Annotated in this window: 19 protein-coding genes and 2 tRNA genes; 12 read left to right on the top strand and 9 right to left on the bottom strand. The window is 66.3% G+C overall.

Translation table 11 applies throughout. The features are described 5' to 3' along the window. Window positions 1-122 precede the first annotated feature (122 nt). The 4 genes from DW307_RS12285 to DW307_RS12270 all read left to right on the top strand — a co-directional run bounded on the left by DW307_RS12285 (window position 123) and on the right by DW307_RS12270 (window position 4,906). Window positions 123-1,193: a mechanosensitive ion channel family protein gene (locus tag DW307_RS12285; protein WP_416338484.1), complete on the top strand. Its 1,071-nt coding sequence runs from the start codon at window positions 123-125 to the stop codon at window positions 1,191-1,193. Continuing rightward, on the top strand, window positions 1,190-1,639 hold the full coding sequence (locus DW307_RS12280; RefSeq protein ID WP_021200519.1) for a globin: 450 nt from the start codon (window positions 1,190-1,192) through the stop codon (window positions 1,637-1,639). Before DW307_RS12285 ends, DW307_RS12280 begins: the two co-directional genes overlap by 4 nt. Beyond that, window positions 1,636-3,300, top strand: a complete 1,665-nt coding sequence (locus tag DW307_RS12275; RefSeq protein WP_029265412.1) for an FAD-binding dehydrogenase — start codon at window positions 1,636-1,638, stop codon at window positions 3,298-3,300. Before DW307_RS12280 ends, DW307_RS12275 begins: the two co-directional genes overlap by 4 nt. Window positions 3,301-3,433: 133 nt before the next feature. After that, window positions 3,434-4,906: a serine hydrolase domain-containing protein gene (locus DW307_RS12270; protein WP_205810484.1), complete on the top strand. Its 1,473-nt coding sequence runs from the start codon at window positions 3,434-3,436 to the stop codon at window positions 4,904-4,906. On the opposite strand, the gene DW307_RS12265 is transcribed toward DW307_RS12270, so the two are convergent. Beyond that, window positions 4,885-5,550, bottom strand: coding sequence for a hypothetical protein (locus DW307_RS12265; protein WP_136024869.1), 666 nt, complete (start codon window positions 5,548-5,550; stop codon window positions 4,885-4,887). The two genes, DW307_RS12270 and DW307_RS12265, sit on opposite strands and share 22 nt — an antisense overlap. Before the next feature lie 50 nt (window positions 5,551-5,600). Between DW307_RS12265 and DW307_RS12260 the strand changes: the two genes are divergently transcribed. Further along, complete coding sequence (locus tag DW307_RS12260; RefSeq protein WP_021200515.1) at window positions 5,601-6,491, top strand: acyl-CoA thioesterase; 891 nt, start codon at window positions 5,601-5,603, stop codon at window positions 6,489-6,491. Between the two features lie 81 nt (window positions 6,492-6,572). Here the strand turns inward: DW307_RS12260 and DW307_RS12255 are convergent, their stop codons facing one another. From DW307_RS12255 to DW307_RS12240, 4 genes are all read right to left on the bottom strand, one after another. Further along, window positions 6,573-7,058 carry an acyl-CoA thioesterase gene (locus tag DW307_RS12255; RefSeq protein WP_029265414.1) on the bottom strand — a complete coding sequence of 162 codons (486 nt, stop codon included), beginning with the start codon at window positions 7,056-7,058 and terminating at the stop codon, window positions 6,573-6,575. A gap of 7 nt (window positions 7,059-7,065) precedes the next feature. Then, a complete protein-coding gene (gene ettA / locus DW307_RS12250; protein WP_017830677.1) occupies window positions 7,066-8,745 on the bottom strand; it encodes an energy-dependent translational throttle protein EttA in 1,680 nt (559 codons plus the stop codon). A gap of 63 nt (window positions 8,746-8,808) precedes the next feature. Further along, a complete protein-coding gene (locus DW307_RS12245) occupies window positions 8,809-9,306 on the bottom strand; it encodes a DUF6993 domain-containing protein (RefSeq protein ID WP_205810482.1) in 498 nt (165 codons plus the stop codon). 85 nt (window positions 9,307-9,391) lie between these two features. Further along, complete coding sequence (locus DW307_RS12240; RefSeq protein ID WP_029265417.1) at window positions 9,392-9,898, bottom strand: single-stranded DNA-binding protein; 507 nt, start codon at window positions 9,896-9,898, stop codon at window positions 9,392-9,394. Window positions 9,899-10,103: 205 nt separating this feature from the next. Here DW307_RS12240 and DW307_RS12235 point away from each other — a divergent pair, with 205 nt between their 5' ends. Continuing rightward, the gene (locus tag DW307_RS12235; protein ID WP_029265418.1) at window positions 10,104-10,373 is read left to right on the top strand and encodes a hypothetical protein; all 270 of its coding nucleotides are present in this window, start codon (window positions 10,104-10,106) and stop codon (window positions 10,371-10,373) included. Window positions 10,374-10,529: 156 nt separating this feature from the next. Here DW307_RS12235 and DW307_RS12230 read toward each other — a convergent pair. Next, window positions 10,530-10,602, bottom strand: a tRNA-Arg gene (locus DW307_RS12230). Between the two features lie 87 nt (window positions 10,603-10,689). Between DW307_RS12230 and orn the strand changes: the two genes are divergently transcribed. The 6 genes from orn to DW307_RS12200 all read left to right on the top strand — a co-directional run bounded on the left by orn (window position 10,690) and on the right by DW307_RS12200 (window position 13,307). Next, on the top strand, window positions 10,690-11,316 hold the full coding sequence (gene orn / locus DW307_RS12225) for an oligoribonuclease (protein WP_136024868.1): 627 nt from the start codon (window positions 10,690-10,692) through the stop codon (window positions 11,314-11,316). A gap of 36 nt (window positions 11,317-11,352) precedes the next feature. Beyond that, window positions 11,353-11,428 (top strand) — tRNA-His (locus DW307_RS12220). Window positions 11,429-11,515: 87 nt separating this feature from the next. Next, window positions 11,516-12,145, top strand: coding sequence for a LysE family transporter (locus DW307_RS12215; protein WP_136024867.1), 630 nt, complete (start codon window positions 11,516-11,518; stop codon window positions 12,143-12,145). Window positions 12,146-12,172: 27 nt separating this feature from the next. Then, window positions 12,173-12,520: a metallopeptidase family protein gene (locus tag DW307_RS12210; protein WP_029265421.1), complete on the top strand. Its 348-nt coding sequence runs from the start codon at window positions 12,173-12,175 to the stop codon at window positions 12,518-12,520. Continuing rightward, window positions 12,517-12,813: an ATP-dependent Clp protease adapter ClpS gene (clpS, locus tag DW307_RS12205; RefSeq protein WP_136024866.1), complete on the top strand. Its 297-nt coding sequence runs from the start codon at window positions 12,517-12,519 to the stop codon at window positions 12,811-12,813. The genes DW307_RS12210 and clpS overlap by 4 nt, the downstream gene beginning before the upstream one ends. After that, on the top strand, window positions 12,810-13,307 hold the full coding sequence (locus DW307_RS12200; protein WP_136024865.1) for a DUF2017 family protein: 498 nt from the start codon (window positions 12,810-12,812) through the stop codon (window positions 13,305-13,307). The genes clpS and DW307_RS12200 overlap by 4 nt, the downstream gene beginning before the upstream one ends. Here DW307_RS12200 and DW307_RS12195 read toward each other — a convergent pair. From DW307_RS12195 to dinB, 3 genes are read right to left on the bottom strand one after another with little or no spacing between them, the layout of a single operon-like run. Continuing rightward, window positions 13,304-13,885 (bottom strand): hypothetical protein, encoded by a 582-nt coding sequence (locus tag DW307_RS12195; RefSeq protein ID WP_136024864.1) that lies wholly within the window; start codon window positions 13,883-13,885, stop codon window positions 13,304-13,306. The two genes, DW307_RS12200 and DW307_RS12195, sit on opposite strands and share 4 nt — an antisense overlap. Beyond that, window positions 13,869-14,186 (bottom strand): hypothetical protein, encoded by a 318-nt coding sequence (locus DW307_RS12190; protein WP_021200504.1) that lies wholly within the window; start codon window positions 14,184-14,186, stop codon window positions 13,869-13,871. The genes DW307_RS12195 and DW307_RS12190 overlap by 17 nt, the downstream gene beginning before the upstream one ends. 37 nt (window positions 14,187-14,223) lie before the next feature. Continuing rightward, on the bottom strand, window positions 14,224-15,480 hold the full coding sequence (gene dinB, locus DW307_RS12185; protein WP_136024863.1) for a DNA polymerase IV: 1,257 nt from the start codon (window positions 15,478-15,480) through the stop codon (window positions 14,224-14,226). Window positions 15,481-15,500: the final 20 nt, after the last annotated feature.

Below are 15,500 nucleotides of genomic sequence, written 5' to 3'. Positions count from 1 at the left end.
TCTCGCCCTGGGAGTGTCCACACCACGACACGCCCCGGCTGAGGCACGTGGTCTCCGTTTTCGCGTGCGGCATCCACCACCCAGGCCGTACAGAGGCCCGATCGCTAGGATCGGTGGTGATGATGATCCCCTCCACGACAGACACTCCCCCCGACCCCGTGCCGCTTCCCGACTGGGTGACGGCGCTGCTCGGCTGGCTCGGAAGCATCGGCATGAGTGCCCTGACTGTGGCGCTCATCATCGCCAGCTGCATAGTGATCGGGCTCATCCTCCGCCTGGTCATCCGGCGCGTCGTGCACCGCATCGTCGACAGCGCCAAGAACAAGGCGTCTGTCGACGACACGCAGGCGCTCGAGCGCTCCCCGCTCGCTGACATGCGCCTGGTACAGCGCACCCGCACCCTCGGGACGATCCTGCAGAACATCGTCAATGTGATGCTCGTCGTGATCGCGATCGTCCTCATCGTGAACGCCCTCAACCCGACGCTCCTCGGCTCGCTGACCCTCCTCACCGCAGCGGTCGGTGCCGGCCTCGGTTTCGGCGCCCAGAACATCGTCAAAGACGTGCTCAACGGGATGTTCATCGTCGCGGAGGACCAGATCGGTATCGGCGATGTGGTCGACCTCGGTCTCGCGAGCGGTGTGGTCGAGTACGTCAGCGTGCGCATCACGCAGGTGCGCGACGTCAACGGAACCCTCTGGTACGTGCGCAACGGCGAGGTCACCCGTATCGGCAACATGTCACAGGGATGGGCACGCTCCATCATCGACATCGGGGTGCCGGCCGACTCGGACCTCGACCAGGTCGAGCACATCATGCTCGAGACCGCGCAGGGCCTGTCGAAAGACCCGAAGTGGCGCACCCGCATCATCGAGAAGCCGGAGCTGTGGGGACTCGAATCCATCGACGGCGATGCGCTCGTCGTCCGCATCGTCATCAAGGCCCGTGCGAATGCGAAGGACGACGTGGCCCAGGAGCTGCGTCGTCGCCTGCGCGCCGCCCTGCTCGAGAAGGAGATCGGCGTGCCCCGCATGGTCGACGTCGTGCCGACGGGGCTCGACGGCGCACGTCGGGTACGAGGAGCGAACCCACCCAGGACCCGTCCGAACGCGGTCACGGGCGTGCCGATCATCCCCGATCGTGGGATCTGGCGCCGCAAGAAGCCGAATGATGACGGGAGCCCTCAGAAGTGACGTTCTACGACGAGATCGGCGGGCATGAGACCTTTCGGAAGATCGTCTCGGTGTTCTACCGCGAGGTCGCGCTCGACCCGGTGATGAAGCCGATGTACCCCGAGGAGGATCTCGGACCGGCGGAGGATCGGCTCCGGATGTTCCTCGAGCAGTACTGGGGAGGGCCGACGACCTATGGCGAGACGCGAGGGCACCCTCGGCTGCGCATGCGACACATGCCCTTCCACATCGATGCCGATGCCCGCGATCGTTGGCTTCGTCATATGAGAACGGCCGTCGACGAAGCGCAGTTGTCTCCTCTGCACGAAACGACGCTGTGGGACTACCTGGAGCGCGCCGCCTATGCCATGGTGAACACACTCGAGCCTTCCGGCATCGGCGCCGGTCCCGGCGGCCGTCCCACGCTCGAGACCCGCTCACGTCAGGAATCAACGGAGAACTCATGACGACAACGCCCCTGTCCACAGACGTCCTGGTGATCGGATGGGGGTTGGCCGGTCTGGTGGCCGCCGCAGAAGCGCTCGACGCCGGTCGGCGCGTGATCATCGTCGACCAGGAGCCACGCACAAACCTCGGTGGACAGGCGTGGTGGTCCTTCGGCGGTCTCTTCTTCATCGACTCCCCCGAGCAGCGGCGCTTCGGCATCAAGGACTCCCTGGAACTCGCCACTCAGGACTGGTTCGGAAACGCCGACTTCGATCGGCCGGAGGACGAATGGCCTCGTCGCTGGGCCGAGGCCTACCTGCAGTTCGCCGCCGGCGAGAAGCGCGCATGGCTGAGAGAACGCGGTGTCGGCTTCTTCCCCGTCGTGGGTTGGGCGGAGCGCGGCGGGTACGGCGCCACCGGTCCCGGCAACTCCGTCCCGCGCTTCCACATCACCTGGGGTACCGGTCCGGGGATCGTGGCCCCTTTCGCGGCGGCTGTCGAACAGGGCGAGCGGGAGGGACGGCTCACGGTCCTCCCCCGCCACCGCGTGACGGAACTGCTCGCCGCGGACGGGACCGTCACCGGAGCGCGAGGCGACGTCCTCGCGACGAGCGGATCCAGCCGCGGTGTGCCGTCCTCCCGCGACGTCATCGGCGACTTCGAGATCACGGCGAGATCGACCATCGTCTCGTCGGGCGGCATCGGAGGAAACCACGACCTCGTCCGCGCAGCCTGGCCGGCGCGCCTCGGTACCGCGCCGGAGCACATGCTCACCGGGGTACCGGCATACGTCGACGGATCGATGCACGGTGTGAGCGAAGCTGCCGGCGCCCGGCTGATCAACGGCGACCGGATGTGGCACTACGTCGAAGGCATCACGAACTGGGACCCGGTGTGGCCGTCACACGGCATCCGTATCCTCCCCGGCCCCTCCTCGCTCTGGCTCGACGCGACGGGTAAACGACTCCCTGTCCCCCTGTTTCCCGGATTCGACACCCTCGGAACGCTGGAGCACCTGCGCACGACCGGTCACGACCATTCCTGGTTCGTCACGTCACGCCAAATCGTCGAGAAGGAATTCGCACTTTCCGGCAGCGAGCAGAATCCCGATCTCACCGGCAAGGACGTCGGTCTCCTGGTGAGATCGCGCCTGGCCAAGGGACCGACCGGGCCTGTGCAGTCGTTTCTCGACGAGGGCGAGGACTTCATCGTGGAGAACGACCTGGAAACGCTGCTCGAACAGATGCAGCGGCATCCGGGCGGGGAGCTCCTCGACATCGACAACGTCCGGCGCGAGGTGCTCGCCCGCGACCGCGAGATGCAGAACGATTTCACGAAGGACGCGCAGATCGGGATGCTCCGATCGATGCGCAGCTACCGGGGCGACAGACTGATCCGTACCGCCGCACCGCATCGTCTCCAGGATCCTGCGGCCGGACCGCTCGTCGCCGTGAAGCTGCACGTGCTCACGCGGAAGTCTCTGGGCGGAATCAACACCGACCTCGAGGGCCGCGCTCTGAACCCGGCCGGAGAGCCGATCCCGGGGCTCTATGCGGCAGGCGAGGCGAGCGGCTTCGGTGGCGGGGGCGTGCACGGCTACCGGGCCCTCGAAGGCACGTTCCTCGGCGGTTGCCTGTTCTCGGGACGGACGGCGGGGCGGGCAGCGGCACTCGCGGGCTGAGGCACGTTCCGAGAGCGCCGGTTCCAGCTTTCCGGATGATGCCGTTCCGGGGATCCCTCCTGCCTGTTCGGGCTACCCCGAAGAAGTGTGTGCGTCACTCGAATCGCTCGATGTTCGTCCCTACTGTGGGCTCGTGCGCCTCCTCCCCGTTCTCGGTCTCCTGTCCGTTCTGATCCCGGGCACCGCGGTTCCCGCCGCCGCGACTTCCGCCCCACTCTCCTCCGACGCCACCGTGCAGGCCTACGTGGATGCGTTCGCGACACCGGGCATAGCTGCGGCGGTGGTCTCCGACGGAGGCGTCGAGCTGATCGCGCGCGGTCGGGATGGGGACGGGCGCACGATCACCCCGCACACGCTGTTTCGGATCGCTTCGATGAGCAAGTCGATGACGGCCACGGCGGTCATGCTGCTCGTTCAGGAAAGGAAGATCGCGCTCGACGACCGGGTAGTCGACACACTGCCGGAGTTCACCATGGCCGACGAGCGCTATGAGGAGGTCACGATACGGCAGCTGCTGTCGCACACCTCCGGACTCTCGCTGCGAACCAACCCCGAGTTCGCGCTCCCCTCCCCACGGACGACCGAGGCGGTCGTGGCCGAGCTCCGCGATCGGCGGCTGGTGGCCGAGCCCGGCGCCCGATTCGAGTATCACAACACCAACTACTCGATCGCGGCGCGCGTCGTCGAAGTCGTCTCCGGCCAGTCGCTGGACGACTTCTTCCGGCAGCGCCTCTTCGTCCCGCTCGGCATGCTCGACACACGGAGCGTCGATGCCTGCGATCAGGCGGTCGAACGACTTGCCCCCGGCTTCTCCGTCGTGCTCGGACTCGCCTACGTCATGCCGGAGATGCCCGGACGCTGCGGGGGGAACGGAGGTGTGGTGTCGACGCTCGCCGACATGGTGCGGTGGCTTCGGTTCCAGCAGGGCGAGGTCGGAGCGGGCGTCCTGGATCGCATACTTCTCGAAGAACTCCATGTCTCTCAGCCGGGCGCGGAGTCCTACGCCCTCGGCTGGCAACGCGCCGCTCCGGGCGGAGGTGACGCCCCCGGCTTCGTCTCCCACGGCGGCACATTGGCCACGTTCACCGGTTCGATGGCATTCGTTCCCGAGACGGGCCGAGCGGCAGTGGTGCTGACGAACGGCGTCGGCTCTCCCGGCGAGCTGGTGCAGAACCTGATCGTCGGTGCCGACGGGGTGGCGGCGAAGCCGTATGAGAATCCGCTGAACATCGTCAACGGGATCCTGTCGGCTCTCGCCGTGCTCGCTCTGATCCTTTTCCTGGTGACCGCACTTCGTGCTCCGCGGTGGGCGGCGCGGAGACGCGCAGCGCGAAGACCACGCGTCTGGCTTCGTCTGGTCCCGCTGACGCTCGTCATCGTGGCGGGCCTGTTCGTCCCGCTCGCACCGGCATTGCTCGGAGGATCGGTCGAATGGCAGTACTGGGTATTCGACCTCTGGCTGTTCCCGCTCCTCGATGTTCTCGGGATCGTGCTCGTGCTGGGGGGAATCAGTGCTCTGGTGAGCAGGATCGTCGCGCTCCTAGTCGTTCCGGTCGCGTCCCGGGGGCGCCTGCGCGCTTCGCGTCAGTCGAGCACGCCGGTCTGACGCACGCTCGTGAGGCCAGAGGCGACCGGTCCCCGAGAGAGCACATGCCCGCGCCGGAAGGCGAGTCGCGTCCATCGCCCGGATCGAGTCACCGATACCTGCTCCTCGCCGGAGATGAAACCCATCGCGTCCGCGGCGAAGGCGACCCCTCTCGGCAGACCCTCGAGCTCCTCGTCCGGCTCACCCCAGATCGCGGCACGCAGCCCCCGCACGGCTTCTTCTCCGGCGCCCGGCGTCGCGCCTCGGGCGACGGCGGAAATGCCCCACTGTGCTCGTCGGGCCAGCGTCGAGGCGTCGAGGACGGCTGACCGTTCCCATGGACCGCGAGGCGGAGCGATGCCGGCCCAGGCCGGAGAGAGGCCCGTATCCGGGAGGGTCAGGCGATCGGGGCCGTCGGTCTGCGTGAGTTGGTCGACGACGACATCGCACTCGAGTTCGGGGTCGGCATGGACGATGCGCATCGCGAGGATCGTCGGCGTCTGATCGAACAGACCGTGTGGTGCCAGGGCCGCCGTCGTGAGCGCGAGGACTCCCCCCGTCGCCTGCAGTCGTACGCCCTCGTCGCTGATTCTGGCGGCTCGCCCCACGAATGTCAGAACGTCTTTCGCCGTGTCGGCGTCGGCGAGGAGAAGGTGATGCGGCACGCGTTCTAAACTACCAACGGAGCGGCGTCCCGGGGCGCGGAGAGGAATCCATGAGCGCGGAAGAACACGCCATCCAGACCGTCGAGCGACTGCTCGAGGTCCTCGATCTCGATTCGACCCAGGCACGGACCACCGAGGACATCTTCACCGGTTCGTCGCACCCGATGCCCAGCGGGCGGATCTACGGTGGACAGGTTCTCGCCCAGGCGCTCCTCGCTGCGGAACGCACTCTTCCCGAAGATCGGGCGGTGCACTCGATGCATGGATACTTCCTGCGCCCCGGCGATGCGAGTCAGGGCATCACGATCTCGGTCGATCGTATTCATGACGGGCGCTCATTCTCGACACGCCGTGCCCAGGCATACCAGAACGGCGTACCCATCTTCTCGATGATCGCCTCGTTCCAGGATGCGGATCCCGGCGTCGAGCATGCGTCGTCGATGCCCGAGGGCATCCCCGAGCCTGAGGCGCTCCAGCCGGACGAGGACCGTGTACAGGGACTCCCCGGCGGCACGGCGCGGATGCTGAGCGACCGAGCGGCTGATGTCCGCCATGTCGACTCGCCGATGTATCTGCCGAGCGACGATGCCCGCACACCGCAGCAGGCCGTGTGGATGCGCCTTCGCGCGCCGCTTCCGGACGACCAGCGTCTGCACCGCGCAGCGCTCGCCTACCTCAGCGACATGACGATCCAGGAGTCGATTCTTCGCGCGCACGGGGTCTATTGGGCGCTCCCCGGTCTCAAGGTCGCGAGTCTCGATCACGCGATGTGGTGGCACCGCCCTGCTCGCGTGGATGAGTGGCTGCTCTACGTGCAGGAGTCACCCAACGCCCGCGGAGGCCGCGGACTCGCCACCGGACGGATCTTCACACGCGACGGCACCCTGGTGGCGAGTGTCGCCCAGGAGATCATGATCAGGGTTCCCGACGGCCAGGACTGACTTATCCGCTCAGACGCTCGTCGTGCTGCGGGTCTGCCCGGGTGGCCGTGCTCTGGTGCACGCCGTCGGTACCTGTGGCGGTCAGCGGTGGCTGTACTCGATCGATTCGCCGACGTACGGATCCCACGCCTCGCGCATCTCCTGGGTGAGACGGGTGGGACGTCCGGTCTTCGCATCGACGAGCACGATGATCGCCGTGGAGCGGGCGTAGATCTGACGCGGCGCCGCCGTGGGATCGTTGTGCACCTCGTAGCAGACCTCGACGCTGGAGCCGCCGAGCTTGCCGAACCACATCTGCACTTCGAGCGGTCGCCGCTGATAGGGCACCGGCGCGAGGTACTCGATCTCCTGTCGCGCGATGAGGGTGAGGATCCCCTCATCGATACCCGAGTCGAGTACCGCGGTGGATGGTGCCTCTTCGCCGGGGCCTGCACGCCAGAACGCTCGCACACGAGCTTCCTCGAGCAGCTTCAGCATCGAGGTGTTGTTGACGTGGTTGAACGCATCCAGATCGCCCCAGCGGAGCTGGATCGGGATGTGCAGACGGGGCCCCGGCGTCGCAGTCACGAGGTGCTCAGTCGCGCGTCAGCTTGCGGTGCGTCGAACGGTGCGGCTTGGCCGCATCGGCTCCGAGGCGTTCGATCTTGTTCTCCTCATACGCCTCGAAGTTGCCCTCGAACCAGTACCACTGGTCCGGCTTCTCGTCGGTGCCCTCGTAGGCGAGGATGTGCGTGGCGATGCGGTCGAGGAACCACCGGTCGTGGGTGATGACCACGGCGCATCCGGGGAACTCGAGCAGAGCGTTCTCGAGCGAGCTGAGGGTTTCGACATCCAGGTCGTTCGTCGGCTCATCGAGGAGCAGCAGGTTACCGCCCTCCTTGAGCGTCAGTGCGAGGTTCAGGCGGTTGCGTTCTCCACCGGAGAGCACCCCGGCCTTCTTCTGCTGGTCCGGCCCCTTGAAGCCGAACTTCGAGACGTACGCCCTGGACGGGATCTCGGTCTTGCCGACGGTGATGTAGTCGAGGCCGTCGGAGACGACTTCCCACAGCGTCTTGTTCGGGTCGATGTTGGAGCGTGACTGGTCGACGTAGCTGATCTTGACCGTCTCACCGATCTTCAGATCTCCGCCGTCCAGAGGCTCGAGGCCCACGATGGTCTTGAACAACGTCGTCTTTCCCACGCCGTTCGGACCGATGACGCCGACGATGCCGTTCGGCGGCAGGCTGAAGCTCAGGCCGTCGATGAGCGAGCGCCCGTCGAAGCCCTTCTTCAGGTTCTTGGCCTCGATGACGACGCTTCCGAGTCGAGGACCGGCGGGAATCTGGATCTCCTCGAAATCCAGCTTCCTGGTGCGCTCGGCCTCGGATGCCATCTCCTCGTAGCGGGCGAGACGTGCCTTCGACTTCGTCTGGCGACCCTTCGCGCTGGAGCGCACCCACTCCAGCTCCTCCTTGAGGCGCTTGGCGAGCTTGGCGTCCTTCTTGCCCTGGATCTCGAGGCGCTCGCCCTTCTTCTCCAGGTACGTCGAGTAGTTGCCCTCGTAGCCGATCAGGCGACCGCGGTCGACCTCGGCGATCCACTCGGCCACGTGGTCGAGGAAGTACCGGTCGTGGGTGATCGCGATGACGGCACCCTTGTACGCCTGCAGGTGCTGCTCGAGCCACAGCACGCTCTCGGCGTCGAGGTGGTTGGTCGGCTCGTCGAGAAGCAGGAGATCGGGCTTCTGCAGGAGCAGCTTCGCCAGCGCCACTCGACGCTTCTCGCCACCGGAGAGAGGCGCGATCGCGGCGTCTCCCGGCGGTGTGCGGAGCGCATCCATGGCCTGGTCGAGCTGCGAGTCGAGGTCCCAGCCGTCGGCCGCGTCGATCTCTTCCTGGAGCGAACCCATCTCGGCGAGGAGCGCGTCGAAGTCGGCATCGGGATCGGCCATCAGCGCCGAGATCTCGTTGAAACGGTCGAGCTTCGCCTTGATCGCGATGCCGTCCTGGATGTTCTCGAGCACGGTCTTCGTCTCGTCGAGCTCCGGCTCCTGCATCAGGATGCCGACAGTGAACCCCGGGGAGAGCTTCGCCTCACCGTTCGACGGAGTGTCGAGACCCGCCATGATCTTGAGGATCGTCGACTTGCCCGCGCCGTTGGGACCGACCATGCCGATCTTGGCCCCGGGGAGGAACGCCATGGTCACGTCGTCGAGGATGAGCTTCTCGCCCACTGCCTTGCGCGCACGAACCATCGAGTAGATGTACTCAGCCACCGAAAACCGCTCCTTCTGTTGGCGTCGAAGATCGACACTCCAGCCTACCGGCCCCCTGGCGTGTCACCAGTCGATCGGACGTGTGGTGCCGACCAGGCATCGCCCTTCGGCGAGTTGCGGGAGTACCGCGGTGACGACCTGCCCGGTGGACGGGCCGACCTGGCCGACCAAGCACTCGTCTTGACCCCACCGAACCGAGAACTGCAGACTCTCTGCCGGGTTGCCGACGGTGGTCTGATCCTGGGTCACCTGCATCGACTCGCGATCGAACCCTGCGCCGATCAGCGCGTCGATGTACGCACGGCCCGAACCGCGCTGATCTGTCGCCCAGATGCCCTCCGCAGTCGCGGTGAACACCGGCAGGTTGTCCTCTGCGCTGCCGTCGGGAACGAGCACGGGAGCAGACGGCGCCGTCGAGTCCGCATCGGGAGTTGCCGAACTCGACGGAGACGCCGTCGGTGCGGGTTCCGGAACGCAGCCCGAGAGCAGAAGGGCAGAGACGGCCGTGACCGCCAGGACGCCGGCTGCACGCGCCGGTGAGGAGAGCGATCGACGAAGCACGTGCCGAGTCTACGTCGCCTCCCTCCCCGCCTCCGCGTGAATCGGCCGACAGCCGGCACCCGACGCTCTCGGGAACCGGTGCGCGTCAATCGCTCGCCGCTATCCTCGACGCCGGATCCGCCCACGAGAGGTCGAATGCCGCAGACTCCGACTCTGCGGCGTGTACAGGGGCTCTTTCCTCTGCAGAGTGAGCGCCCGGTGCGTCGGAGCTTGCCTCTGCGATCCCGGTCTGCGGCCGCGGCTGCGGTCGATACGCCGTGGTCCCCCACCGCAGATCGTGACCGATCGCCTCCGCTTCGACATCGACACTTGTGCCATGTTTGCCGTTGCTCTCCCAGTTCCGGATCTTCAGCCGTCCTGTCACGATCACCGCGTCACCCGTCCGCAGGGACGCCTTGGCGTTCTCGCCGAGCTGCCGGAACGCCGCCACCGAGTACCAGTTGGTCCCCGAGTCCGTCCAAGCCTGGGCTGCGGGGTCGAAACGTCGGTGGGTGCTGGCGAGACGGAAGTTGGTGACTGCCACACCTCCTGCGGTCTGCACCTGTGTCGGGTCGGTGGCGACTCTTCCCACGATGGTCAGCGTGTCGATCATGTTGCTCGTCCTCTCGTCTCCGGATCCCTTCCGGTCTTTCCAGCGTGCGCCGCCACGACGGAGGTGGAGAGCCCGAAACACGAAGTCGGTGGAGAGACCGAGACAGATGTCCTCTGTGGAGAGAAACCCCCGATGAGGACGAGAGGACTGCGCGCGAGGGAATGTCGGTGGTCGGTCGTATCTTCGAATCACGAAAGGAGCACCGATGTCCGACAGCATGATCACCTCTCTTCCCGAAGTCCCCTTCGCCACGCCTCGACTCTCGTCCCCGCGAGAGCATCTCGTCCGGGCTGCCGATCATCTCTGGAGGGTCCAGGACCAGAGAGAGCATGTTCTCGGACATCTGCGCATCGTCGCGGACCCGCTCGGTCTCCGGTACAGGGCGGAGAGGCTACACCTCGCAACCGGCGTGTTCCGAGTGGTCGGCGAGTTCTGGCGTGTCGATGACGCCGTCGCGGTGCTGCGCTATTCCTGACGGTGGTCGCCGCCCGCGACGCATGGCGTCGATCCGGGAGAGGTCGCGCTCCGCACATGAGATCGTCTCTCGTCGGATCGATCATCCGTCGGATCGATCACCCATTGGAACGAACATCCATCGGACCGAACATTCTCGAACGCCGACACCGTGAAGTGCCCCCGGCAGGATTCGAACCTGCGACCAAGAGATTAGAAGGCTCCTGCTCTATCCCCTGAGCTACGGAGGCGCACGACTCTAGAGTATCGCGGTCGCGCAGACGATTCACGAGTCACACTCCAGCCGGCGATGTCGGGGGCGTCGATAGTATGGCGAGATGGTATCTGCGTCCGAGAATGATCGTCTCGTATGGATCGACTGCGAGATGACGGGACTCGATCTCGCGGTCGACGAACTCGTCGAGATCGCCGTCGTCATCACCGACTTCGAGCTCAACCCCATCGATCCCGGATTCCAGGTGGTGATACGCCCCACCGAAGCCGCGCTCGCGCACATGAACGATTTCGTCACGAAGATGCATGAGACATCGGGCCTCATCGAGGAGATCCGCGGTGGCATGTCGCTGGAGGAGGCGGAGTCCCAGACGCTGGCGTACATCAAGCGCTTCGTGCCCCTCGAGCGCAAGGCTCCATTGGCCGGCAACACGATCGGAACGGACCGCATGTTCCTGGCCAAATACATGCCGCAGGTGGATCAGTGGCTGCATTACCGCAATGTCGACGTCTCCAGCATCAAGGAACTGTCGCGACGCTGGTACCCGCGAGTCTTCTTCCAGGCTCCGCCCAAGGACGGAGGACACCGCGCCCTCGCCGACATTCTGGAGTCAATCCGAGAGCTCCGGTACTACCGCGACGCGGTGTTCGTCGATGAGCCGGGACCGTCCAGCGACGAAGCTCGCGAGATCGCTGCACGCACGGTGTCCGAGTTCACTCCGAACATGTAATAGACTCGTATGGTTGCCTGCTCCGGCAGGCACATGGTGGGTATAGCTCAGCTGGTAGAGCGCTGGCTTGTGGTGCCGGATGTCGCGGGTTCGAGTCCCGTTACTCACCCCACTGAAGAAGGCCCGAATCGCGAGATTCGGGCCTTCTTCGCGTCTACGCGCGGCTGGTACCCCTCCCCCGACGCCCTAGACTGACGACGTGTCACTCGCGGTCTGGTTCTCGTTGCTGACCGCGTCCGTCGTGATCAGCTTCACGCCTGGGGCCGGTGCGATCAACACGATGTCGAATGCGATGAACCAGGGCTGGCGGCGCTCGATCTGGGGCATCGTCGGCCAGCAGATCGCGTTGATCGTCCATGTCGCGATCGTGGCTGCCGGTGTCGGACTCCTGGTGTCACGTTCGGAAGTGCTGTTCAACGGCATCCGCTATGCCGGGGCCGCCTACCTGGTGTTCCTCGGGATCCGCCTCATCCTCGCGAAGCCCGCGGTCGTGGTCGACGACGATCCCCTGCCGGTAGACAGCCGCGAGAGCCACTGGTCGATGATCCGCCGCGGTTTCTGGGTCAATCTCCTGAACCCGAAGGCGATCGTGTTCTTCCTCGCGTTCATTCCGCAGTTCGTCAGGTTGGACGAGCCTCCGCTGCCCCAATACCTCACGCTCATCGTCACCGTGATCGTCGTCGACGTGATCGTGATGTGGGGATTCTTCGCTGCAGCCGCACGTCCGTTCCGGCGACTCACGCGAACCGCACGTGGACAGCGCATCCTCAACACCGTGTTCGGCGCCCTGTTCATCGCGGTGGCCGCGATCCTCGTTCTCCTGCACTGACCTCCCTCGGGCCCTAGGCTGAGGGGGATGGACATGGATGCCGCCGCCTTCGAAGAGCTCGTGATCGATGAGCTCGACCAGTTGCCCGACGACATGGTCGAAGGGTTGGAGAACGTCGTGTTCGTGGTGGAGGATCGGCCGGAGGACGGCAGCCTCGATCTGCTCGGCCTCTACGACGGGCTGGCGCTGACCGATCGGACCCAGTACGGGATGGGCGAGTTGCCCGATCGCATCGTGGTCTATCGCGAGCCGCACCTGGCCCAATGCGAGAACGAGCAAGAGCTCCGCGACGAGATCCACACCACGTTGGTGCATGAGATCGCGCATTTCTATGGCATCGACGACGAGCAGCTGCATGAGATGGGTTGGGCATGACGATCCCCGCCGCAGTTCCCGATCTCGATGAGGCGACCGATCTGAGCGCCGCTCCCCTGGAGCCGTGGCAGGTGGTCGTCTGGAACGACCCCGTCAATCTGATGAGCTACGTGGTCCGCGTCTTCCGCACGTATTTCGGATACTCGCTCGGCCACGCGACGACGCTGATGCTCGCCGTGCACCACGACGGACACGCCATCGTGGCGACGGGGCCGCGCGAGACCATGGAGGTCCACGCGCAGGCCATGCACGACTACGGCCTGTGGGCCACGGTCAGGAAGGCCTCACAGTGACCAGGGACGCCGTCATCGTCACGATCACCGGGATCGAGGAGCTCCACCTCGCGAAGCTCGTGGACGACTTCATCGAGCTCCTCGCGACTTCGCGGGAGGTCGGGGACCCCGCCATCGACCGATTGACGCCGACTCCCTACCCCGACGATGCGGACTCCGCCGCCGAGTTCGCCGAAAGCACGAGGGATGATCTCCTCGATCGACGGCTCACCGATGCGCGCCGGACACGTGGGTCTCTCGGAGACGTCACCGGTGACGACCTCGCCGAGGCAGAAGCGCTGCGGACGCGGGAGATGACCGTGCCCGTGGAGGACGTCGACGCTTGGCTCCGAACGCTCACGGCTATTCGCCTCGTCATAGCCACGCGGCTCGGGATCACGACCGACGAACAGACCGCCACGGATGGGCGTCACGATGTGTACGACTGGCTCGGATACCGTTTGGAACTTCTCATCCAGGCTGCAGACGAAGCGGATGAGGGCCGGAAGGTCTAAGGAACCTCGACGATTCTCGTAGCGAGGGATCGAGGGTCGTCCCGCTCGATGTGTCGGCGTTCCTGTGCGGCCCAACGGTCCCAGTGCGGCCGATAGGCGTCCCCATCGCGTGCCAGGGCACGCGCCTTCCTCGATGCCTCCGCCGACTCCACCCATACCCTGACATCGGCGAGGGCGGCGGTCGCGGGGCGGAGGATCCCGCTGCCCTCGACGATGACTCCGAGGGCCGGGTCGACGGCGTGGCTCTCCGCCTCGGTGCGGTCCTCCCAGTCCCATCGCCGCCAGGTGCCGAGATACCCGCGGCCGTGCGGACGGAGGATCCAATCGAGGGCGCGCTCAGCGCCTTCATCGAGGCCGTCCCAGCCCGGGTAGATGGAATCCAACGCGATGAGCTGTACGTGACCGACCACGGGCCAGCGACGCACCAACAGGGAGGCGAGGGACGACTTTCCCGCACCGCTGCCGCCATCGATGAGCACGACGGGGTTCGCGGCGGCGACGGCACGGACATCCCGCTCGATCAGCGTCGCGGCCTGCTCCAGCGCGGCAGCGACCGGATCGTCACTTCTTGAGGGCACGGATGATGCGAGTGAGCGCCCGTCCGGCGACCCAGACGAACGGCACGGCGACGACGAGCAACGTGACGATGTTCGGCTCGAAGCGCAGACCTTCCTCGCGACGCACGTAGACCCCGACCGGGACGGAGACACCGCCACCGCCACCACCCTCGCCACCGTCTCCGCTGCCTCCGCCGAAGCCCGAGTAGGTGAACGCCACCGGAGTGATGCTCACACCGTCGACATCCTGCGGCTCCCCGTACGCGCTCTTCACGCCGAAGGACGCAGCTTGCTTTCCGAGTTCCAGTGCAATATTCGGCATACCCCCACGCTAGTCGAGGAACCGCGCGCGCGTGCGATCAATCCAGGCCGTGGGCCTTCGGATGCTGGGCGGCACCGCGGCCGTCCCCGCGGCCGATGTGTCGCGCGCGGCTGATCGTCGCTGTGCCGAACCTGGCCATGGCCTCGTCGACTGCCCCCTCGACTCTGCGCCAGTCCTCGTCGTCGTCCCACAGCCCGAGACCGCCGCCGCCGGCCGGACGCAGGTTCTCGGCTCTGACGCCGACCAGACGCACGGGATCGCGTCGGTCGATCTGCTCGAACAGAGCCTGCGCAGCCTCGCCGATGCGCTGCCCGACCGCGGTGGGCTCGCTCAGCGTCTGAGAGCGACTCAGGGTGCGGAAGTCGTCGAAACGGATCTTGATGGCGACGGTCGACGTCTCCCACTCGGCGCGGCGGAGACGTGCGGCGACGCGGTCAGCGAGCCGCAGGAGCTCCGCGCGGAGGAACGGACGATCGAGGATGTCCGTATCGAAGGTCTCCTCATGACCGATGCTCTTCTCCACGCGCACCGTGTCGACGGCGCGCGCATCCTCACCCATCGCGAGCTGAGCGAGGCGCGCGCCCAGGGCGGGGCCGACTGCACGCTCGATCATCTCGCGCGGAGCCTCGCGCACATCTCTCACGGTACGGATACCGCGTGCCTCCAGCGCCTCGGCAGCCTTCGGCCCGACGCCCCACATCGCGCGAACGGGACGTGGCGCGAGGAACTCGAGCGTGTCCTTCGCGGCGACGACGAGCATGCCGTCGGGCTTGGAGATCGTCGATGCCATCTTGGCGACGTGCTTGGTGGCCGCGACTCCGACGCTGCAGGTGATGCCGACCTCATCGAGGACACGCCCCCGGATGAGCTCTGCGATGTGCGCAGGGCTGCCCCAGAGCCGTCGCACGCCCTGCACATCGAGGAACGCCTCGTCGACCGACAACGGCTCGACGAGCGGGGTGAACGATTCGAAGATCGCCATCACCTGCCGGGAGACCTCCTGATATCGATGGAAGTGCGGCGGCACGATGCGCGCGGAGGGACACAGGCGCAGCGCCTGCGATACCGGCATCGCTGCGCGTACGCCGTATCGGCGGGCCTCGTAAGACGCACTCGAGACGACCGAGCGGCCGTCCGGTGCGCCGATGATCAGCGGAAGCCCCCGGAGCGTGGGATCGTCGAGGACCTCGACAGCCGCGTAGAACGCGTCCATGTCGACATGGAGGATGCGCGTCCCGGTGTCGTCGGCGTCGGAGGCGGAGACGATCCGTCCCGTGCCGTCACCGTGTCCCATACGACCATTCTCCCCCGGGC

It is taken from the genome of Microbacterium sp. K27 (genome assembly GCF_004794435.1).
Taxonomy (GTDB): domain Bacteria; phylum Actinomycetota; class Actinomycetes; order Actinomycetales; family Microbacteriaceae; genus Microbacterium; species Microbacterium maritypicum_A.
The sequence above is the reverse complement of the archived record's forward strand: the minus strand, read 5'-3'. Positions and strand labels throughout refer to the sequence as shown.

Bases quoted from the DNA above. Each gene is read 5' to 3' on its own strand.
- DW307_RS12235 (WP_029265418.1), top strand. From the start codon at position 10,104: ATGTCCGACAGCATGATCACCTCTCTTCCCGAAGTCCCCTTCGCCACG.
- DW307_RS12210 (WP_029265421.1), top strand. From the start codon at position 12,173: ATGGACATGGATGCCGCCGCCTTCGAAGAGCTCGTGATCGATGAGCTC.
- orn (WP_136024868.1), top strand. From the start codon at position 10,690: ATGGTATCTGCGTCCGAGAATGATCGTCTCGTATGGATCGACTGCGAG.
- DW307_RS12190 (WP_021200504.1), bottom strand. From the start codon at position 14,186: ATGCCGAATATTGCACTGGAACTCGGAAAGCAAGCTGCGTCCTTCGGC.
- DW307_RS12275 (WP_029265412.1), top strand. From the start codon at position 1,636: ATGACGACAACGCCCCTGTCCACAGACGTCCTGGTGATCGGATGGGGG.
- DW307_RS12260 (WP_021200515.1), top strand. From the start codon at position 5,601: ATGAGCGCGGAAGAACACGCCATCCAGACCGTCGAGCGACTGCTCGAG.
- dinB (WP_136024863.1), bottom strand. From the start codon at position 15,480: ATGGGACACGGTGACGGCACGGGACGGATCGTCTCCGCCTCCGACGCC.
- clpS (WP_136024866.1), top strand. From the start codon at position 12,517: ATGACGATCCCCGCCGCAGTTCCCGATCTCGATGAGGCGACCGATCTG.
- DW307_RS12285 (WP_416338484.1), top strand. From the start codon at position 123: ATGATCCCCTCCACGACAGACACTCCCCCCGACCCCGTGCCGCTTCCC.
- DW307_RS12240 (WP_029265417.1), bottom strand. From the start codon at position 9,898: ATGATCGACACGCTGACCATCGTGGGAAGAGTCGCCACCGACCCGACA.